Below are 20946 nucleotides of genomic sequence, written 5' to 3'. Positions count from 1 at the left end.
AAATATGTACACTCGTGCTTGAATAGCTATGTCCAAAATTGATAATATTTCGCATACTAGTCTTGAGGTGATTAGTATGTACATGACACTAAATATAGAATCGGAATTTGAGGTTACTAGTCTTTCAGACTTACCAAAACTTAAACAGATAATGGAGAGTTTAAAAATGAAAATCAATAAAAGTCAGTTAGCGAAGGAATTAGGGGTAGATCGGCGGACAATTGATAAATATTTAAACGGCTTTATTCCAAAGCGAAAACGAAACAAATCATCAAAAATCGATCAATATTACGAAGTGATTGCATCGCTGCTTTCCGAGGATTCGAAGCAGAAATTTTATTATCGTCGTGTTCTTTGGCAGTATTTAAAAGATAATCACGGACTTGATTGTTCTGATTCGGCATTCCGTGCCTATATCGCTCGAACGCCAGAATTTAAAGCTTACTTTGACGAGGATAAAAGGATTGCATCACCTAAAGGTACTGCTCGTTTTGAAACGCCACCGGGTAAACAGGCGCATTTAGACTGGAAAGAGAGTATTCCATTTGAAACAAAAGATGGAGAATAAGTAGAAGTAAATGTAGCTGTCCTAGTGCTATCTCAATCTCGTTTAAGAGCCTTTCATTTAAGTATTTCAAAAGCACAAAGTGTTCTACTTTCGTTTCTAACCGAGGCATTTGAAGCTTTTGGAGGTGTACCCAGAGAAATTGTCACTGACAATATGAAAACAGTAATGGATGAGGCAAGAACAGAATATTCATCTGGAAAAGTAAATGCGAAGTTTGCACAATTCGCGAAGGATTTTAATTTCAAAGTAAAACCGTGTATCGCTGGACGTCCACGAACCAAAGGAAAGGTAGAAGCGACTATGAAGATACTCGATGAAATTCATGCCTATCCAGGACAATTGACCTTGGAAGAATTACATCAATTTGTTCAAGATCTGTGTAATCGGGTTAACCACCAGGTGCATCAAGGAACTGGAAAAATACCTATATGAATCTAAAAAAAGATTTCCTGACGCACTCTTCCATGAATCTTCAAACTCTCTTTTAGCAGTATATTCCCTATTCATCAAACGTTTGAGATACTCAATCATGCCTATCCCAACATTTTCTTCGTAACTCAGCAAATTACTTTTAAAATCTTTTGATTCTATCAGAAGAAGAGTTGGTTTATCTTCGTATTCGAACTGATAGATGTGATCAGGCCTTTTAGTATGTTCTTCTGAAACTCGGTTCATAGAAGTCCACCTATATTCTATTTGATTTTGAAGAACGGAAATTCCACTCCAATCTCCACCTGGTGGGTTACAAACACATTCGAAAAACCCTCCAATATATCTAAATAGAATATGAATTGCCGTATCAACATCCTGTTCTCCTGTTCTTCTTGGGAAATCATTAATCAGCTTAGGTTTATGGTTAGTTTTTTTAGCAACCACGTCTTTTTCCCAATGTTCTTTTACATATGTATTATGGGTGTATCCTATCCTAGTAGGCGTGTCAACGAGAGTAGCCTCCGAAAAATTGAATATTGATTGCCACAGTCCATTTTTCGATAGTTTTTCAGGAGATTTATCGAGATATTCCCAAACCTCTTGTTTTGCTGTACCTATGACTAGCGTTAATAACTCTCTATTGGTCAGCATTTTTGATAATGGAGCTAGTCCCCTATCTGGTCGGGAATCGTCTCCCCTAGGTTTAAATCCATTAATTACACATACCACTAAATCTTCTTTATATATCCACTCTTTGAACTCGTTGGATACTTTGTCTTTGTATAAATCATTACAAATATAGTCGGCCAATAATAGTCTTTGTTTTCCAGGGATGAGTGTACAAGGCAAATCTCTTGTAATTAATGCGTATGAATACGATCCAAGATTATCAATTAACTGTAAAACAGGATGTGATGTTTGAAATTCAAAGTTTTTTCTGATTTTTTTTGCTAGCTTCTTTTTCCACTTAATTTTTTTCCTTAGTTACTTCTATTAAAGCATCATATGGGGCCTTGGATTCCAAAATTCTATCATAATCTTTAGCATTATATTCGGGGCTTTTTATTAAATTTGTTCTTGTCTTCAAAAATTCAGTGTTTTTCTTCTGCAAAATCCTTAACTCTTCTTCATAACTTTCACTTTGAATTACTTTATACAAAATTGAAGAGAATATCTCTTCACCATAGCAATTACTAAATTTATTTCTATAAAAGTCATCAGCTTCCGGTGCTTCAGAATAAACAAATATAGATGGAATAGGGGAAGTTAAACTTTTTAGTGAAAATGATAACGGTAAGGCTGGATTCAAAAATCGTGTAGCTAGTTGATTGTTTTCCTTTTTATACTCTTTTCCACCAAGGTGAACTATGTAAAAGTATGGTATTCCTGCTTGAGACAAAGATAATGCTCTACCACTACGTTGCCAAGCATTATTTCCAGCTGGTAATGCAGCACTAAACTCTATAGCAATAATCGGTATTTCTTCGTTATCATTAGTTACTTCCGTTATCAGTGCGTCAGCTCCTTCTTTTAGCATCCCACCTCTTTCTAAAACAAATTCTTTGTAGATATCTTTGTTCCATCTAGTTGCATTCGTACCGGGAAAAAATATGAAATGAAACTCCTCAGAACTTGTTTCAATACAAAATCTGGGTGTAGTAATATTTACAAATGATTGTCTAATAGTCTTTACTGGAAAACCATTTAAAATATACTGTAGTGTTCGAGTACATTCTACTATGTTATCACCATATATATGAAAAACTTTACTCAAAACGATTCACCTCCGTCTATTTAACCGCCGTTATATGGACAATTTAAACAGCCTACTCAAATCAATGTTTGGGTAGGCTGTTTTTTATTGTTTTCGTTTATTTACTCGTCTATAATAAGAATTATATAAAACGTATGGTCATAGACAAAAGGAGGGATTTTCATTAGTAGAATTATTGGCTATGCGCGGGTCAGTACCGAAGATCAAAATTTGGACCTTCAAAAGATTGCAATTGAAAAGTATGCCCAGGAGCAAGATATGGATCTTCTCTTATATGTCGAGAAAATTTCAACACGGAAAACTGATCGTACCGAATTAAATTATGCACTTAAAGCTGCTGCTCCTGGTGATCGTTTTGTTGTCTACAAACTAGACAGGCTTGCTCGAAGCACCAAAGAGCTCTATCAATTAACAGACGAGATGGCCAAGCGACAGGTGGATTTTGTTAGTATTCAGGATAGCTTTGATACAACAACTCCAACTGGACGTGCCATGTTCGGGATGCTTGCCGTGTTTGCTGAATTTGAGCGCGATATTATCCAACAGCGGACAAAAGCTGGGCTTGAGGCTGCCCGTAAACGTGGGCACGTCGGGGGACGTCCTGCAATAGATGTTGACACAAAACGCCGGATTGTAAAGTTGTTTAACAGTGGTGAAAGTGCCTCAGATATTGCGAAAGAGTATGGGATTGGGCGTAGTACAGTTTATAAGATTATGAAGGAAAGTGAAAAGTGATCTTCGCACCAATATTTCCCATACAATGACATATTATTAAAATGCTTAAGGGTACTATGATAATAAATGTAAACAAAATTGAAATTTAACTAACATTAGAATCGATTTCATAGTTGCTCTTTTTCAAATACACAGCAAGGCGAAACTTGCCTAATTCACTTCCTTTATTTCACCTTACTTTCTGCGAATAAGTATGGTCAATTTAAAATTCCTTAAGTATTTCCACGCTGTCCAAGAACTTCCTGTAACCATAAGGTCTTTATCAATAGGCCCCAGCTGCATACCATGGTTCTCCAACTTCCAGTTTGTGTTATGTCGAACTTACTCGGAAACCGCATTCCGGAAATGGCCAGTCTTGAACTAATGGCTGCTAATTGATTCTTCAAAATAAAATTCAAGTATTTTACCAATAACCATGAAAAAACCTCCTATATAATAAGATTGCCATGCTCGTACGCATGTAATTCATTATACAGAAGGTGATTTAATTAGTAGAGTGAATTACATGTGCACATTCAATGGCCTTATCGTTTGCATTGAGAGGCTCAAAACTTCGCAGAGGAAGCTCCATTCGTATGCAATAATCACACTCTTTATATAGAGGTAGGTCGGATCTTGTTTTATTGCGGTATACCGTATCCTCCCTGTTCCAGTCGCAACCTAACTTCCTGATGCAATACATCTTCAAACAATATTTTTTTAAATTTTTTTTCTATCTTCTTGTTAACTTTCAATAGGTCTACTTCAAGAACATTATTTATTTCATCAGGTCCCAGCATCGTTATAATAATGCCTTCCATTTTTAATTCATTTCGGTTGCTTTTATTGTACTCACTTAATAATTTTGCAGCGCTTACTGCATCCATATATTCTTTTTCTGTTTCTGTTTTTTCATTACAAGCTGTTAGTACTAATACAAGCAGACATACAAATAATAGTTTGAAATAGCTTGAGTTCATTTTACTCAATCCAATTCTATTTTATAGTTAATAAAAATTTAGATCCTTTACTTTAATTCAGTTAATTTTTTACATTGCCGTCTTTGGAATATAATGGTCTTGATAAATTTAGTTCTGTTAAGATGATGTCCACTGGGCTATAATACGCTCTGCTTCCTTTCGCTCCTACATGTATTCCAAGTAGTTGTACGTAAACACTTGAATTAATTTTACCCGTTACCGGTCCCCCACTATCACCGCTTGCAGACTTATACGTCGCTTCAACCAACATAGTCATACCGCCTGAATTATATTTATAATTCGACGAAAAATACACCTCTTTTTGTCGACTAGTAATGGTTCCCGTAGTCACGTTCGTGCTTATGCCGTGTTGCATAATTTCTGCGCCAACAGGCATGTTCGCCCAACCATAATGTGCATTAATTCTATACCCACCATAAATGGTACCGCTCACTACTTTTCCTGAACTTGTTCTTACGTAAGCGGCATCACTCTTTCTATTAGTGAGTCTGTCCGTTGTTACTTGTCCAACCCCGCCGCCTTGGGATACCCAAGTACCCACTCCTTTCACCGGATGCCCCGACATAACAAATCCATATTTACCAGTCGTATCTATAACTCCAAATCCTAGTGTACTTTCTTCAGTATTTCCCTGGGGGTTTGGACTTGTTATCCGGATTCCTCCTAATTTCTCGTCTTGGTTTGAATCTGTTCTGGCTTGTGTGGTCAAAGGTTCTTCCTCAATAAAAATAATGTCTTCAGCGTCAATTTGCATTCTTTCAAAAAGTTCTTCTTTTCCTTTTTGAAGATTAAAGTTTCTCATAGACGTTGAATAGGAATCAGGTTGAAGACCTATAACGAGTTTGTTCTCTTTTTCACTAATGTCAAGCGAGGTAATATTATATTTTCCATTCACCTCTTTTTTAAAAATCTCCTTTGCGTTCTCCAGTACCTCGAATGAGTATTTTACATTGTAGAATTTTATAGGTAGATTGCCAGCAAGACTGCTTATTACTTCTTTTGTTTGCTCTTTATTTTCAGGAACCAATCCAACATTTAATGTATTACTTTCATCAATATAAGCGCCCGCGTACTTGATTTCTTGATTTCCGTCTAAATAGTTCATTATTTTTTGGTAAAGTTCGATTGCTCTAGTGTTATCTTCATTCGCTAAGTATAGCTCCGAATTTGCGCTGGATTCTTTAGGCAACATATATACCATCATGCCGAAAAGCATTGAAAGCACGGTAACTTTCAAAATTAATTTAAACAAGTTATTACCTCTTGATATTGAATTATTTTCCTAACTTATAAATTACAAGAAGTTAGATACTTATCTCAAGTATCTAACTTCTTAATTTTTCAACAGATTTATACAAATGAATAAAAGACTATATCTATAACGGTTTCATATGCTAAAAGTAACACAAAAAAGAAAGGAAGATTAGCCGACTGATTGATGAGAAGGTATAATTGACTTTTATCAACTTTCTGAATTGATCAATGTTTTATCTTCGAGTGAACAGGGGGATAGTTCTTTTTCGCCTATACAGTGTTTTATAATTCAATTGATGTAATTACGCAGTGTATTTATTGCTTAGAAAGGAGCTATTTTGAAATGCAAAATAACACTTCATGCAGGTGTGATTTATCATCCAAAGTGACAAATTTACTTCTACTATAGATCCAAATCACATCAAATTAATCCATAATTATCCACTAGATAGCCGGTATCATTTGATCAAATTCTTCTATCCGCTCATCGAACAGCTTCCTATTGTCTGTTTTCAGTTCGATATGCGCAATTTGAAAGAACTTCCTAACTGTTTTACGTGGCAATATTCCACCTTCTACAACTAACTTACAAAAATCCAACAGGCGATGATGCGTAATTAAAACAGGCTCTTGCGAATCATCTCCGTCGATGAATATATGTAACGGTACCTCTTGAATCACTTCTTCAATTGAATAATCGTTACTGCAAATAAATCTTGCATTCAGTAAATAGGCAGCCGCTAAAGAAGCAATTTCACCCGTACCGGCACTACCTGCTTTACCTCTACGGCTGTCCACTTCAATTAAAGTTGATTGTACCTCGGATAACATTAGCCTATAGTCCTCGTAAGTGTCTTTAAAAACCTGAAGAGGTTCAAATAATACCCACTTATTCGCTTGACATTTTTCATCAACAAACTTTTGACCTGCAATACTTAATTCTTGATAAACTTCTTCATGTATATAAACCGATTCATACACTTGCTCAATGATAGTTAGAAAATCATCCTTTGATTTCAACTGTTCAATATAGAAAATAATATTGGCATCGATAAAGCAAATAGAGGGTATCGGCAATAAACTATTCCGCAATTTTCATCCCTCCATCAGGCTTCATCCAACTCATCCCAAAGTTGATTAATGTCGCTCGTGCCTGCTGACTTTTTAAAGTATTCTTCAGATAACTTAGGATTTAAACGTGTGAGTTTTTTCGCTGCATTTAAGTTAGAAAACTCTCCCGTATCCACTTTACTCATTACAAGTTGCTGATATTGTGCGAATTGATTACATTTCGGGGGAGAATCTAATATTGATTCACCTATTTGTTTATGACGAAGCTCAGCCAATTCCTGCTCCGTTAAGGATGCTAACGCACAAACTGACGTTAAATCAAGCTCTCTTAGTCGCCTCACTACGCTTACATACGGTACTTTGAAAATATCTGCCAGCTTAAATACTTGCTGTTCTAAAGACTGTCCGCGGATAATCTCATAATAGGAAACAAACGCCTCTTGATTCATCAGAATAGATGCTGCAAAATAATCACCTGCACGTTCTAACTCTTCATTCGATTGAATCTGAATCCCATACAGCTTCAAATCCTCAGATTCCAAGATGGCATGGAACCATTCATGAGCCAATGTGAAATTTTGCGTACGAATGGTATCTAATTGATTAATAACAATTTTGGGTGGTACCGCTTCATCCATATGTTTAAAAAACATGCCATTTAGGATCCGATCTTCGCCATCCATTTTAGGTATGCTTAGGTAGATTACTTCAATTCCTTGTCTTGCGATCACATCAGCCAACACATCAGCTAACATAAGGGATGTCTTAGGCGATACATATTTTTTATAAATATCGTCTGCCAAACGCTCAACTTTTTGCATGCAACTATTCATTTTCCAACAACTCCTTCCCTGCTTTTATTTGAAGCTTTCGTACTCATTTAAAAGCAAGGCAATCTGCTGAATTTGATGCTTATTTGCGGTAGAGAGTTCTGTGCCTCCACGCGGAATGACACTATAACCTGCAAATAACTCTTTATCGGATAATCCTAATAACGATGCCCGTGAAATGTTTGTGATTTCTGCGAACTGCGTGAGACGCTCAGATGTAATGCGACGATCACCTTTCAACAGTGCACGTAAAAGTGCTTCACTTATATCCATCAATTGCGCCATTTTTGTTTTCGTCATTTGATTTTCTTCCATCCATTGATTCAGTAATGATGCCGTGTGTTTAAAATCCATCTCCATCACCTCATTACTAGTATATCACAAATCGCACAAAATATACGTGACAAGAAACCATTTGTGCGATTTAATTTTTCTCTCTAAGCAGACGGTTACTGAAAAACTTATCAATATATATTTTGCAAAATTAGAAATTTCTACTTTTACGAATACGCTATTTAGTTATCTATTTTTCGATTCACTTGTTGAAGCACCGAAATTTCCTCCTGCATCTTCTCCTTCGTTTCCTCATGTACTTTACGGAGGGCTGCCATTTCATCATACAGCTTACGCACTTCCTCATTATGCAAACGCTCAACTTCCACCACTGCTTTTTCACGCTCTAGTTCCTTGCGCTCTGCAAGATGTGATAGATCACGCTCATGGTTCACTTTCTACTTGTTCAAAATCCATTCGTAGCACTCGTAGTTCTTCAGTTACCGTTTGTTTTCCTGTGATAGCTCCGAGATTTTTTCCTCAAATGCAGACTTTTCAACACTCACTTGTTTTCTCCACTCAGTCTTCTCCATTTCAAAGGACTTTTTCAATGCCTCATTTTCTCTGCATAGCCTTGATACTTCGTGACGAGCCCACTTAACGTGTCGTTCTTATCTTTATATTCACTAATTAACGCTTGATTATTTTCAAGCACAAAAAGGCCTCTCATCAATTCAATGAATTGATGAAAGACCTTCATATTTAGAGTAATTTCGTGGCCTTTATGACCATGGTATGATGATGAACATGCTACCCCCTTGGTATATCAGGGGTTATGAGTTTTCCTTACATCATGCCGCCCATTCCACCCATACCGCCCATATCAGGCATACCGCCACCTTCTTCTGGTAGGTCTGCTATAACTGCTTCAGTAGTCAAGAACATAGCCGCCACAGATGCCGCGTTTTGCAATGCAGAACGTGTAACCTTTGTTGGATCCACGATTCCTGCTTCTACCATGTTGACCCACTGGCCGTCTGCTGCGTTGAAGCCGATGCCAACTTCTTCGCGCTTGAGACGATCGACTACGATAGAACCTTCAAGGCCTGCGTTTGTAGCGATTTGGCGTACTGGCTCTTCTAGTGCGCGTAGAACAATTTTGATACCTGTTGCTACATCGCCTTCAGTAGATTCTAGTAATGCTTCTACTTGTTTGTAGACGTTTACTAGTGCTGTACCACCACCCGATACGATACCTTCTTCAACTGCTGCGCGTGTAGAGTTCAATGCGTCTTCGATACGAAGTTTGCGCTCTTTTAGCTCAGTTTCAGTTGCTGCTCCAACTTTGATCACAGCTACTCCGCCAGCTAGTTTAGCTAAACGTTCTTGTAGTTTCTCTTTGTCGAATTCAGAAGTAGATTCTTCTAATTGTGAACGGATTTGGCCTACGCGTGATTCGATAGAACCTTTGTCGCCGCTTCCTTCAACGATTGTTGTATGATCTTTTGTTACAACGATTTTCGCAGCGCTACCTAAAGAAGTAATGTCTGCTGATTTTAGATCTAGTCCTAGATCTTCAGTAATTACTTGTCCACCAGTTAAGATCGCAATGTCTTCTAGCATCGCTTTACGACGATCACCGAAGCCTGGTGCTTTTACTGCTACCGCGTTGAATGTACCGCGAAGTTTGTTGACGACTAGTGTAGCCAATGCTTCACCTTCAACATCTTCTGCGATGATCAACAATGGCTTACCTTGCTGAACAACTTGCTCGAGAACTGGAAGGATTTCTTGGATATTGCCGATTTTCTTGTCAGTGATCAAGACGTATGGATTCTCTAGAACTGCTTCCATTTTGTCTGTATCTGTTGCCATATAAGCAGATGCATAGCCACGGTCGAATTGCATACCTTCTACTACATCTAGTTCTGTAATGAAGCCTTTAGATTCTTCGATTGTGATAACGCCGTCGTTGCCCACGCGCTCCATAGCTTGTGAGATCAACTCGCCGACTTCTTCGTCTCCAGATGAAATAGACGCTACTTGTGCAATTTCCTGTCTGCTTTCGATTTCATCAGAAACTTCTTGTAGGCCTTCAACTGCTGCGATTACCGCTTTTTCGATTCCTTTACGGATACCTACAGGGTTCGCGCCCGCTGTGACGTTTTTAAGACCTTCGCGGATCATTGCTTGCGCTAGTACTGTAGCTGTTGTTGTACCGTCCCCTGCAATTTCATTCGTCTTAGAAGCAACTTCTGCTACGAGCTTTGCGCCCATGTTTTCGAATGCGTCTTCCAATTCGATTTCTTTTGCGATTGTTACACCGTCATTTGTGATTAATGGTGAACCAAATTTTCTCTCAAGAACGACGTTACGTCCTTTTGGTCCGAGTGTTACTTTTACAGCGTCTGCTAATGTATCTACACCGCGTAGCATTGCGGAACGTGCATCTTCGTTAAATTTAATTTCTTTAGCCATTATAAATGATTCCCTCCAGAGTTTTCGTTTTAGTTTAGTTTGTTTTTAGTAACGGTCGATTAACCGATAATTGCTAGAATATCGCTTTCACGCAAAATCAAGTATTCTGCGCCTTCATACTTTACTTCTGTACCTGCATATTTAGAGAAGATGATACGGTCACCTTCTGATACTTCTAATTCAACACGCTGTCCATTCTCAAGAACACGGCCTGTACCTGCAGCGATTACTTTACCTTCTTGCGGTTTTTCCTTCGCAGAGTCAGGTAGTACAATGCCGCTTGCTGTTTTTTCTTCTGCTTCGATTAATTCGATTACGATACGGTCACCTAGTGGTTTCAACAAATGAAACAACCTCCTCAAGATAATAGATAATTTTAATTTATTAGCACTCGATAATGATGAGTGCTAACACTTCTCTTATCTTAAAGAATTTCATGTTTAATTGCAAGTAAAAGCTTTCGACATTTTCTTTTTTGCCAAATGTCGTTTTTCGCGCTAAAATGGTCATCATGTATGAAAGAAAGGTTGTGCATCGTGAAAAACTGGCGTGTTGCGTTAATCATCTTTGCCACGTATATTTTGCTACAAATTTCTAGCATCTTCCTTGCACCGGAGATGATTTACTATTTCACTGGTAAAGGCTTAGCCGAATCGGATGCTGTGTCGAACGGTTTTGCTTGGACATTGTTCATTACTCAAGGGATTGCTTCAATCGTAATCGGCATCATCTTGTGGAATAATAAAAAATTCATTCCTGTCTTCAAAGGGAAAGCAGCTAGTTTCGGAAGCGTTGTTCTTTGGGGTATTCTTGGATTCTTCTTAGCAATGGCTGGACAAATTCTAGGTGCTGCGATTGAATCGATGTTCGGTGTGACAGCAGGTTCCGAAAATACGGAGCTCCTATCGGGTATTGCGAAAGCAGCTCCGATCTTGATCTTCCCAATGGTCATTTTTGCTCCATTCCTTGAGGAAGTCGTCTTCCGTCGTATTTTATTTGGAAGCTTGTACACAAAGACAAATTTCTTGATCGCAGCGATTTTCAGTGGTGTCGTCTTCTCGTTAGTACACGGCGAACCTCAACACTTGCTCATGTATTTGATGCCTGGTCTGGCGTTTGCATTTGTCTACTATCGAACAAAGCGTTTGCTGACACCGATGATCGCCCATTTTCTTATGAATAGCTTTGTTACTGTGGTTCAATTCAATGCGGACAAACTCCAACAATTACAAGATATGCAACAGAGCATCATACTATTCCTACAATGATGAAATAAGTTGTCAATTTAAAAAGTACTGAGAACATTTATCTGTTCTCAGTACTTTTTTGTTGGGTAGAGATGTGGGCTATGAGCGTGGGGACGCTGTCTATGAGCGTGGGGACGCTGTCTATGAGCGCGGAGCTGCTGTCTATGAGCGCGGAGCTGCTGTCTATGAGCGCGGAGCTGCTGTCTATGAGCGTGGAGACACTGTCTATGAGCGGGAAGACACTGTCTATGAGCGTGGAGACACTGTCTATGAGCGGGAAGACACTGTCTATGAGCGTGGGACCACTAGCTATGAGCGCGGCGGGCACCCATCCACTTATTGAGCTGCTATAACTTGTACCATTTTATCAATATCAGGTCTTGCAGAGCCATTTACGTTTTCAGTTAGGATACTGAAGATTAGATCTTTACCGCTCTTCGTTTTCACATAGCCAGATAAAGAATCGGTACGGTTTAACGAACCTGTTTTTGCAATTACTTTTCCTTTAACGAGTGGGTTTGTTAAACGATTGCGCAGTGTGCCGCCAAGCATGCGGTCGTTTATCCCCGCCACTGGAAGCGAACGTTCAAATGCGTGATACCAATCTTTTGACTGGGCAGCGAATAATACTTCCGATAGCTTTTCGGATGGAATCTTGTTTTTATGCGACATGCCCGAGCCGTCTTCTAAGTAAATGCCTCTAGGGTTGATGCCGTCTTTTTCAAGTGTTTCTCGTACAACACGCAAGCCTGCATTCCAGCTTCCTTCATTATAGACAGCACGGCCCATCGATTTTGCCAGAATTTCCGCGTGTGCATTATTGCTATATTTCATAAATGGCATCATTAAATAATATAATGACATCGATTCTTTTGATGCAAGCATTGTTGCATTTGTTGGCGTTTTACCACGTGTGACTCTAGCCTCTTTACGTAATGTCACACCTTGTTTAGCCAATGCTCGTTTGAATACGTCTGCAGTATAAGCTGTTGGATTCGCTACGGTTACCCATTGGCGCTTGCTACCTGAATTCACAGGTAGGTTCCCAGAGACGATAATATTATTCGTCCCATATTGACGTCTCATCGTTACGGTATTTGCCTTGTTTTTAGGCACTGTACGTGTACGGTTGATAACATTAACGATATTCGTATGCGGTGTTAGCGTAACCGCTGCCGGTTTACCATTTTTCGTTGGTGTTGCGGTAACGATTGTTGTACCTGCGTCATAATCTTTGTTCGGCGATAGTGTCAGTGCCGAAATTTGGGCCGCAAAGTAGTGTGTTTCATCTGATTTATAAATACCTGGAGATAGGCGTTGTGTGTCGAACCATGTATCATCCGCTACGATATGACCTGTCACAGAATGGATCCCTGCATCGCGCAGTTGTTTTGCCAGTCCCTGCAAGTCTGCTTCAAGTAATGTTGGATCTCCTGTCCCGCGTAAATAGAGGTGACCATCAAGAACCCCATTATGTATTGTTCCATTCGTAAGTACATCCGTGTGGAACGTGTAATCTTTGCCTAGTACTTCGAGAGCCGTTGTTGCCGTTAATACTTTAACGTTGGAAGCCGGCGTCACACCTTGATCACCACGGTATTGATAGACTATACGATTCGTCTGTGCATCACGAACAACTACACTGCTTCGTGTGCCACGCATGCGCTGACTTGTGATCACTTGATTGATACCTACTTCTAATGCTTTATACGACTGAACGGATGCCGCTGTTTGACCTCCTGCAACAGGAGTCGTAATACTTGCCATGACTAAAATTACACCTAGTAACCATTTGCTCCATCTCGCTGAAGTCTTTTTTGTCCTCACTTGGATTCATTTCCTCCTATTCTTCTATTAATCGCTAGTTTACCATAGGCGGACACGTAAAAGAACCGCAAAAAAATCCCCCTGCCTAGGCAAGAGGATTCATTACTACTTATTTTTCACCGGTTGTATTCATCACTTCATCGATTTGACGCTGTTGCTCTGCTTTTACTTCTTCGAGTTGACGCAGACGCTCAGCTTTTTCGAACTTTCGATATCCTAGACGAGAAATCACGATACTAACTTCATATAGGATAAATAACGGTACTGTGGTGAATAAATGCGATACGATGTCTGGAGGGGTGATGAATGCTGCTAACACGAATAGAACGAAGTATGCGATTTTACGTACCTTCACAAGCACTTTCGGTTCCAACACACCTAGACGGGATAAGAATAATATGACAATTGGTAACTGGAAGACGAAGCCGAACGGTAACAGTAACGAGAAAAGGAATGAAAAGTACTCATTGATACCGATTGTTTGCTCAATGTTTAATTGGCCTGACAAGTTGATCATGAATTTCATGACGTATGGTAACAATACAAAGTACGAAAAGCTGATTCCTGCTAAAAACAATAAAAACGCAAATGGGATATACGACAGTGTCACTTTTCGCTCTAGATCACGAAGACCTGGTGAAATGAATGCCCAAAATTGATACATAATAACCGGCGAAATGATGACAATCGCAAGGAATACAATAACCTTCAAATAGATCACAACTGGATCTACGACGTTAAATGCATTCAGTACAATTTGTTCTGCTGGCGTATCATACTGAATAAAATTGATCAGCGGCTTCGCAAGGAAGAAGCTACCAATTACTCCAACAATAAAGAAAACGACGATAACCATCAGCCGTTTTCTAACTTCATCTATATGTTCAACGATCGTTAAGTTTTTATCTGCCATCAGAGTAACATCCTAACTTAGCGCACTTCTTCTTTCTTGTCTTCAACCTTTTTTACCTCATCATCATCCACAAGGCCTTTTGTCGCGTTTTTAAACTCACGCAATGAAGAACCGAATGCTTTACCGATTTCAGGTAATTTCTTAGGACCAAATATTAGCAATGCAATCACAGCAATAATTAGCAAACTTCCGATGCCTGGAGCCATGCTGGCCACCTCCTCATAATATGTCTATTCTACATGAAAAACCGCACATTTACTATTGCTAGGTTACTTTATTTGTGAATCTTTTACGTCATTTTTAATGAGGTAAATCAATGTCTGTAACTCGCCAGAAAGATCGATACTTTGAATACGAATACTCTCCGGTACCGTTAGCCGGATCGGAGTGAAGTTCAATATACCCTTGACGCCTGTTTCTGCTAAGCGATCGGTTAGTTCTTGTGCCACTCGTTGAGGTACTGTCAAGATAACCATTTCAATACCCAGTTCTTGAATTTTTTCCTCTAATCGATCAGGCGGATAAATAGGAATATTATTCATTTCTTCGCCTTCATGCGATGCTTTAGGATCGAACGCCACAACAATTTTCGTATTATGGATCTTTTGGAAATTGTATTTAATGAATGCCTTCCCCAGGCTACCAACACCGATCAATGCGACGTTTGTTGCCTCGTCCTGATCAAGCGTTTGGCGGAAAAACTGCAACAAGGAATCAACATCATAGCCGTATCCTTTGCGACCAAGTGCGCCAAAATGTGAAAAGTCTCTACGGATTGTTGCCGCATCAATTTTCATCGATTCACTTAATTCGCTCGATGAAATTCGCTGGACCCCTGCATCTGAATATTTTCGTAAAAATCTATAATATAAAGGCAACCGTTTTGACGTCGCCTGCGGGATTCTAGGTTTATCCACAGCTGTACCTTACCTCCATTGTCACTCAATAACCTACCCCTTTACAAGGGTATAGCCGCTTTTATCGTACAGTAGAATGCACCCATTGTAAAGCCGATTATTGCATGGCGTCTCCCATTCCATTAAACTTAGAAGAGAATAGAGGTGTGAGGCTTGATTATTTTACAAGTGAATGGACTGACCAAGTCTTTTTCAGGCACGGATCTACTAGAAAATGTTCGTCTCGAAGTGCAACATCGCGACCGTGTAGCACTTGTCGGACGAAATGGTGCCGGGAAATCGACATTACTAAAAATTATTGCAGGAGAGTTATCCGCAGATGCAGGCGATATTATGATCCCAAAAGATATACGTCTTGGATATTTAGAACAACATAGCGGAATTGACTCCGATTTAACGATTTGGGATGAAGTCATGACGCTGTTTGCGCCACTCAAGCAAATGGAGCAACGCTTGCGTGCGCTTGAACAGGAAATGGCTGATCCGGCGGTTTATGAAAACGCAGATCGCTACGCACGTATAATGACCGAATATGATGAATTACAGATTTCTTTTAAAGAATCGGGTGGCTATCAGTTTGAAGCCGATGCTCGTTCTGTGCTTCATGGTATGCGTTTTTATCCAGAAGACTTTGACAAGCCTGTGGACTTGCTATCAGGTGGCCAGAAGACACGATTGGCACTCGCAAGGATGTTGCTGAGTAAGCCCGATCTGTTAATACTCGATGAACCGACGAACCACTTAGACATCGAGACTCTGAACTGGCTTGAGCGCTATTTATCAGGTTATGAAGGCGCTATTCTAATTGTCTCGCATGACCGTTACTTCCTTGATAAAGTAGTTACGACTGTCTATGAAGTGTCGCGCCGTAAAGTGGCTAAATACCGCGGCAATTATAGTGACTATTTAGACGAGAAGGCGAAAAATTACGAGCGTGATCAAAAGCTCTTTGAATCAGAGAAGGATGAACGCGCAAAACTAGAAGAATTCATCCAGAAGAATATCGCACGTGCTTCGACTTCGAAAATGGCCAAGAGCCGCCGTAAGCAACTAGAGCGTCGTGAGTGGATGGACTCTCCTGAGGGTGACGAGAAATCAGCAAACTTCTCATTTTCACTCGATCGACCAAGCGGCAATGATGTATTGTCACTTGACAATGTGAAAATCGGGTATGGCGCAAAGCCTGTCTCAAAGAATATTTCATTGCGTATCTATAAAGGTGATCGCGTGGCGTTTGTCGGACCGAATGGTGTCGGTAAGTCCACACTGTTGAAGACAATTGTGAAGCGCAATGAGTTAATGGGTGGCGACATCCGCTACGGTACGAACGTGCAATTCGGTTACTATGATCAGAATCAAGCAACCTTGATCGGGTCCGGGACCGTCTTACAGGAAATATGGGACGACTGGCCAATGATGAATGAAAAAGACGTCCGTTCATTACTCGGGCGCTTCCTATTCACAGGGAACGACATTGAGAAACTTGTGTCGTCGTTATCGGGTGGAGAAAAAGCACGACTTTCATTGGCACAGCTCATGCTTGAGAAATCCAATACGCTGATTTTGGACGAGCCAACGAACCATTTAGATCTCGACAGCAAGGAAATTTTAGAAAACGCGCTTGACGACTTCCCGGGGACGATTTTATTCGTCTCACACGACCGCTACTTCATCAACCGCTTAGCGACAAAAGTGATTGAAATGAGCGATGATGGTGCAACCGAATACTTAGGTGACTATGATTACTATATCGAGAAAAAAACCGAGATGGAAGAAATCGCAGCCGCTACACAAATCGAACTACGTGCAAAAGAACCTGTCGTTAAGAGAGAACTGGCGAATAAAGAACAACAGCGCCAAGAACGACGACTGACGCGGGCGATTGCAGATATCGAAAAGAAGCTCGAAGCGTTTGATGAAGAAATAAATACGTTACAGGCTAAACTACTTGATCCAGAGCTAGCTAACGACCACGTCGAGTTAATGGATATCCAACGCCAAATCGACGACTTACAGGCAACACATGACGAGCAGTCAGAAGAGTGGCTCATGCTGCAGGATGAACTGGAGAATTTATGATTGATACTGAATGAGCAGTCGTGGATTTATGGCAAAGATGCGCTTCCAACCTATAGGCAGAATACATGTACTGTGAGATTTCATAGTAAATGTAAGTGACTGAGTAACTGGTCCACCTACAACGCAACGCTTTACATTCCACTCTCTCATTCTTTCATCTCCAAGCTAAACGGACTTTCTAATAGAAGTCCGTTTTTTCATGTATAGATCTATATATTTATGACATAATAAGTCGTTCACTGGTCTATATTCTCCTATAATTCGACAAGGTACTCCATTTCCTAAAAAAACTTATACAAATTCAAATTCTTTTCTCCACAATCTTTTCCACAGTATAAATCCCCACTTGAACACATATGCACATAGTTATGAACATTATCCACAATTCCTTTATAAATAGTTCACATAGTTATCCAAAACGTATGCGTTTAACATTCACAGCTTTCTAAACTTACCCACATATTATCCACAAATTGTGCATAAGTACGAATGTTCCCTATTGACAAACGAAATAGTCTATAATTAAAAAACACACAATTTGCTGAATCTTAGCAAATTGTGTGTAACCTCATTCATTCCAAGAAATTAACTGCATTCCAGGTCGCCCATTCATCGTAGAATCACTGCGCACCCCACTTTTCCACATCTCATAACCAGCTGCTGCGATCATTGCCGCGTTGTCTGTGCATAACGAAATCGGTGGCACATAAAAAGGAATTCCCTCTTTTTCAAGCGCCGCAGTTAATGAATTACGCAACCCTTGATTGGCTGCGACACCTCCTGCTGCAATCACTTGCTTCACAGCATATTGTTTCGCAGCTCTCACTGTCTTCACCGTCAATACATCCACAACACTTTGCTGGAAGCCTGCTGCAACATGCTCAGGAACGATGTGACCGCCCTTTTGCTCAATGTTATGCTTATAGTTGATGACGGATGATTTCAATCCACTGAAGCTAAAATCATACGAATCTGCTTCTAGCCAAGCACGAGGAAAGTCGACACTTTGTTCACTCGCTAAAGCTAAACGATCCACTTGCGGCCCGCCTGGATAAGGTAGTCCCAATACGCGTGCTACTTTATCATAGGCTTCACCTGCTGCATCATCACGCGTTTCACCTATTAATTCGAAACAACCATGCGATTTCATGACAACAAGTTCCGTATGTCCACCAGAAACAATTAACGCAAGTAGTGGAAACTCCATCTCATGAATCAATTGATTAGCATAGACGTGCCCTGCAATATGATGCACACCGATGAGCGGCAACTGATTAGCAAATGCAAAAGCTTTTGCCGCGTTAATACCAATCAATAAAGCCCCAACTAATCCAGGACCTTCCGTTACAGCTATTGCCTCCAAATCACTTGGCACTAGTTTAGCTTCACGCAATGCTTCTTCTATAACGAGAGTAATCTGTTCCACATGCAAACGAGAAGCAATTTCTGGTACCACACCACCAAATTGTTTCTGTTGCTGAATTTGTGAAGCTACAATGGATGAAACAATTTCTGTTCCATTCTTCACGACAGATGCAGCTGTTTCATCACAACTCGTTTCAATACCTAAAATATAATGGTCTTTGTTCATTAGAATTCCACCCACATGACGAGACCATCTTCATGGTCGTCTGTATAATAGTTTTTCCTGATGCCGCCTTCTTGAAAACCAAGTTTACGATACAACGTCCGCGCAGGTTCATTACTGACACGCACTTCTAATGTCATCGTCTTTACTTCATTCAGCCGGCATAACTCCATCGCCTGACGCATGAGATCCTCGCCATAGCCATTGCCACGCAAAGACTGTCGCACAGCTACATTCGTAATATGACATTCATCGAGCACAATCCACATACCACAATGACCGATAATCTCTCCATCCAGTTCCCCTACAATATAATGAGAATAAGCATTACCCGACAGCTCATGCTCAAAAATCTCTTCCGTCCATGGCGTCGCAAACGATTCGCGCTCAATCTCCGCTACCGCCGCAATATCATCTCTAGTCATTTTTCGAAACAACACATCATTACTCATGAGAAGACTCCTTTTTCACTAAGTTCGCTTCAGCCTCAGTAATGCGCTTATATTGCGGAGTAAAAGTGTGCACTTCTTCTGCTTGATCCGCAAGTTTTGCCAACGCAATAGCGGAAGAAGCCCGCGGTACATTCATTGCGAATGAAGCAAAACGCACCTGATCACCCAGTTTCTCGCGAATGACCTGTTCATGCAACTTCACATCATCCCCAACAAATAACACTGGCTCGGCTAACTCTTTCAATTTCTCCAAAAGCTCTTCAAGCGTACAGTGCTGATCTTCCATTACAGCCGTCAAGTCGTCTGACACGGCACGATAAATAGCAGAATATACATTGGATCTTCTAGCGTCAATGAGAGGGCAAATTAAGCCGTTGAAAAGCTGTCCATTCATTGCTATCGACTTAAGACTAGACACCCCATATAGCGGCTTATCTAGCGTCCAAGCAAGCGTCTTCGCAATCGTTACACCAATGCGTACACCAGTATACGAACCAGGACCTTCCGAAACGGCAATTGCATCAATTTCAGATGGAGTGATAGCCGCTTTACGGCATGCTTCTTCAACAGCTGGCATCGCACGCAAAGAGTGATTAACTTTCATCATGCTCGACTCTTCGATCAATAACACATCATCTTTAACAATCGCTACCGACAAAGGCGAGTTCGCTGTATCAATACCTAACCATATCATGTAAAAATCTCCTCACAAATACGTGTAAATCGTTCACCTTTTGGCATCAATTCAACAGTACGAGTCGTTTCTCCCGTATGATGAATGACAATTTCCAGTCGTTGTTCAGGCAATTCTTCTTCAATAAACTGTGCCCATTCAATTATCGAAATTGCATCCCCATAAAACAGTTCGTCCCATCCCAAATCTTCTTCGCTATTGGCTAAACGATATACATCTAGATGATTAAGGGGGTAATTCCCTTCATATTGCTTAATAATTGTAAACGTTGGACTGCTTACAGTTCGTGTAACACCAAGAGACTTTGCTAATGCTTGAGCAAAAGTAGTCTTACCGGCGCCTAAATCACCTTCAAGTGTCAACACATCAGGTGGTTGTAAGTAACTACCTAGTGTAGCAGCCAAGCTTTCCATCTCTTCTAAAGAGCCTATATCCTTTTTCCACACGGCCAACGCACCTTTCTTTTCTAATCCATACTACTAGTGTACAGAAAAACAAGTAAAAACAAAAGTTAAGAAGATTTACGTTTAAATAAACTAAAAAACGACCTCACCAGAGCGGTGAAATCGTTTGGAATGTTAAAATATGGCGGTCCCGACGGGAATCGAACCCGCGATCTCCTGCGTGACAGGCAGGCATGTTAACCGCTACACCACGGGACCATGTAATTTTGCAAAAAAATAAAAGCCTAGCAACGTCCTACTCTCACAGGGGGAAACCCCCAACTACCATCGGCGCTGAAGAGCTTAACTTCCGTGTTCGGTATGGGAACGGGTGTGACCTCTTCGCTATCGTTACTAGACTATTTGAGTTGTTCACTCAAAACTGAATAAA

The 20946-nt window shown here is 40.2% G+C and carries 22 protein-coding genes, 1 tRNA gene, 1 rRNA gene and 1 pseudogene; 5 read left to right on the top strand and 20 right to left on the bottom strand.

Annotated features, from left to right (window positions below):
- Positions 1–76: 76 nt before the first annotated feature.
- Positions 77–997 (top strand): annotated as a pseudogene (gene istA, locus ORD22_RS10440) (IS21 family transposase); the annotation flags it as partial.
- On the opposite strand, the gene ORD22_RS10435 reads toward istA, so the two are convergent.
- Both ORD22_RS10435 and ORD22_RS10430 read right to left on the bottom strand, forming a co-directional pair.
- Positions 923–1810 carry a hypothetical protein gene (locus ORD22_RS10435; protein WP_317645905.1) on the bottom strand — a complete coding sequence of 296 codons (888 nt, stop codon included), beginning with the start codon at positions 1808–1810 and terminating at the stop codon, positions 923–925. The pseudogene istA and the gene ORD22_RS10435 overlap by 75 nt on opposite strands.
- 157 nt (positions 1811–1967) lie before the next feature.
- Complete coding sequence (locus ORD22_RS10430; protein WP_317645904.1) at positions 1968–2774, bottom strand: hypothetical protein; 807 nt, start codon at positions 2772–2774, stop codon at positions 1968–1970.
- 156 nt (positions 2775–2930) lie between these two features.
- Here ORD22_RS10430 and ORD22_RS10425 point away from each other — a divergent pair, with 156 nt between their 5' ends.
- Positions 2931–3509 (top strand): recombinase family protein, encoded by a 579-nt coding sequence (locus ORD22_RS10425; RefSeq protein WP_317645960.1) that lies wholly within the window; start codon positions 2931–2933, stop codon positions 3507–3509.
- A gap of 620 nt (positions 3510–4129) precedes the next feature.
- On the opposite strand, the gene ORD22_RS10420 is transcribed toward ORD22_RS10425, so the two are convergent.
- From ORD22_RS10420 to groES, 8 genes are all read right to left on the bottom strand, one after another.
- Entirely contained in the window at positions 4130–4477 is a 348-nt protein-coding gene (locus ORD22_RS10420) for a hypothetical protein (RefSeq protein WP_317645903.1), read from the bottom strand.
- Between the two features lie 52 nt (positions 4478–4529).
- Positions 4530–5741, bottom strand: a complete 1212-nt coding sequence (locus tag ORD22_RS10415; RefSeq protein ID WP_317645902.1) for a S1 family peptidase — start codon at positions 5739–5741, stop codon at positions 4530–4532.
- 446 nt (positions 5742–6187) lie between these two features.
- On the bottom strand, positions 6188–6835 hold the full coding sequence (locus ORD22_RS10410; RefSeq protein ID WP_317645901.1) for a hypothetical protein: 648 nt from the start codon (positions 6833–6835) through the stop codon (positions 6188–6190).
- Between the two features lie 14 nt (positions 6836–6849).
- Positions 6850–7647: an ImmA/IrrE family metallo-endopeptidase gene (locus ORD22_RS10405; protein WP_317645900.1), complete on the bottom strand. Its 798-nt coding sequence runs from the start codon at positions 7645–7647 to the stop codon at positions 6850–6852.
- 24 nt (positions 7648–7671) lie between these two features.
- The gene (locus tag ORD22_RS10400; protein ID WP_317645899.1) at positions 7672–7998 is read right to left on the bottom strand and encodes a helix-turn-helix transcriptional regulator; all 327 of its coding nucleotides are present in this window, start codon (positions 7996–7998) and stop codon (positions 7672–7674) included.
- Between the two features lie 161 nt (positions 7999–8159).
- Positions 8160–8372 (bottom strand): hypothetical protein, encoded by a 213-nt coding sequence (locus ORD22_RS10395; protein ID WP_317645897.1) that lies wholly within the window; start codon positions 8370–8372, stop codon positions 8160–8162.
- Positions 8373–8763: 391 nt separating this feature from the next.
- A complete protein-coding gene (gene groL, locus ORD22_RS10390; RefSeq protein ID WP_317645896.1) occupies positions 8764–10395 on the bottom strand; it encodes a chaperonin GroEL in 1632 nt (543 codons plus the stop codon).
- A gap of 59 nt (positions 10396–10454) precedes the next feature.
- A complete protein-coding gene (gene groES, locus ORD22_RS10385) occupies positions 10455–10739 on the bottom strand; it encodes a co-chaperone GroES (protein ID WP_317645895.1) in 285 nt (94 codons plus the stop codon).
- 192 nt (positions 10740–10931) lie between these two features.
- Between groES and ORD22_RS10380 the strand changes: the two genes are divergently transcribed.
- Both ORD22_RS10380 and ORD22_RS10375 read left to right on the top strand, forming a co-directional pair.
- Complete coding sequence (locus ORD22_RS10380) at positions 10932–11663, top strand: CPBP family intramembrane glutamic endopeptidase (protein WP_317645894.1); 732 nt, start codon at positions 10932–10934, stop codon at positions 11661–11663.
- 58 nt (positions 11664–11721) lie between these two features.
- Complete coding sequence (locus ORD22_RS10375; RefSeq protein ID WP_317645893.1) at positions 11722–11985, top strand: hypothetical protein; 264 nt, start codon at positions 11722–11724, stop codon at positions 11983–11985.
- Here the strand turns inward: ORD22_RS10375 and dacB are convergent.
- The 4 genes from dacB to ORD22_RS10355 form a co-directional block, all read right to left on the bottom strand.
- Positions 11979–13469: a D-alanyl-D-alanine carboxypeptidase/D-alanyl-D-alanine endopeptidase gene (dacB, locus tag ORD22_RS10370; RefSeq protein ID WP_317645891.1), complete on the bottom strand. Its 1491-nt coding sequence runs from the start codon at positions 13467–13469 to the stop codon at positions 11979–11981. The genes ORD22_RS10375 and dacB overlap by 7 nt on opposite strands.
- Positions 13470–13578: 109 nt before the next feature.
- Positions 13579–14382, bottom strand: a complete 804-nt coding sequence (gene tatC / locus ORD22_RS10365; RefSeq protein ID WP_317645889.1) for a twin-arginine translocase subunit TatC — start codon at positions 14380–14382, stop codon at positions 13579–13581.
- Between the two features lie 17 nt (positions 14383–14399).
- Positions 14400–14588 (bottom strand): twin-arginine translocase TatA/TatE family subunit, encoded by a 189-nt coding sequence (locus tag ORD22_RS10360; RefSeq protein ID WP_099689568.1) that lies wholly within the window; start codon positions 14586–14588, stop codon positions 14400–14402.
- Between the two features lie 63 nt (positions 14589–14651).
- The gene (locus ORD22_RS10355) at positions 14652–15299 is read right to left on the bottom strand and encodes a redox-sensing transcriptional repressor Rex (RefSeq protein ID WP_317645888.1); all 648 of its coding nucleotides are present in this window, start codon (positions 15297–15299) and stop codon (positions 14652–14654) included.
- A gap of 153 nt (positions 15300–15452) precedes the next feature.
- Here ORD22_RS10355 and ORD22_RS10350 point away from each other — a divergent pair, with 153 nt between their 5' ends.
- Entirely contained in the window at positions 15453–17378 is a 1926-nt protein-coding gene (locus tag ORD22_RS10350; RefSeq protein ID WP_317645887.1) for an ABC-F family ATP-binding cassette domain-containing protein, read from the top strand.
- Between the two features lie 568 nt (positions 17379–17946).
- Here the strand turns inward: ORD22_RS10350 and tsaD are convergent.
- From tsaD to rrf, 6 genes are all read right to left on the bottom strand, one after another.
- Positions 17947–18969, bottom strand: coding sequence for a tRNA (adenosine(37)-N6)-threonylcarbamoyltransferase complex transferase subunit TsaD (tsaD, locus tag ORD22_RS10345; RefSeq protein ID WP_317645886.1), 1023 nt, complete (start codon positions 18967–18969; stop codon positions 17947–17949).
- Positions 18969–19418, bottom strand: coding sequence for a ribosomal protein S18-alanine N-acetyltransferase (gene rimI / locus ORD22_RS10340; RefSeq protein ID WP_317645885.1), 450 nt, complete (start codon positions 19416–19418; stop codon positions 18969–18971). Before rimI ends, tsaD begins: the two co-directional genes overlap by 1 nt.
- Positions 19411–20112 carry a tRNA (adenosine(37)-N6)-threonylcarbamoyltransferase complex dimerization subunit type 1 TsaB gene (gene tsaB / locus ORD22_RS10335; protein ID WP_317645884.1) on the bottom strand — a complete coding sequence of 234 codons (702 nt, stop codon included), beginning with the start codon at positions 20110–20112 and terminating at the stop codon, positions 19411–19413. The genes rimI and tsaB overlap by 8 nt, the downstream gene beginning before the upstream one ends.
- The gene (gene tsaE / locus ORD22_RS10330; RefSeq protein ID WP_411567645.1) at positions 20109–20525 is read right to left on the bottom strand and encodes a tRNA (adenosine(37)-N6)-threonylcarbamoyltransferase complex ATPase subunit type 1 TsaE; all 417 of its coding nucleotides are present in this window, start codon (positions 20523–20525) and stop codon (positions 20109–20111) included. The genes tsaB and tsaE overlap by 4 nt, the downstream gene beginning before the upstream one ends.
- Before the next feature lie 173 nt (positions 20526–20698).
- A tRNA-Asp gene (locus ORD22_RS10325) sits at positions 20699–20774 on the bottom strand.
- Between the two features lie 24 nt (positions 20775–20798).
- Positions 20799–20914 (bottom strand): 5S ribosomal RNA (gene rrf / locus ORD22_RS10320).
- Positions 20915–20946 lie beyond the last annotated feature (32 nt).

The organism is Sporosarcina sp. GW1-11, from assembly GCF_033088395.1.
Classification (GTDB): domain Bacteria; phylum Bacillota; class Bacilli; order Bacillales_A; family Planococcaceae; genus Sporosarcina.
The sequence above is the reverse complement of the archived record's forward strand: the minus strand, read 5'-3'. Positions and strand labels throughout refer to the sequence as shown.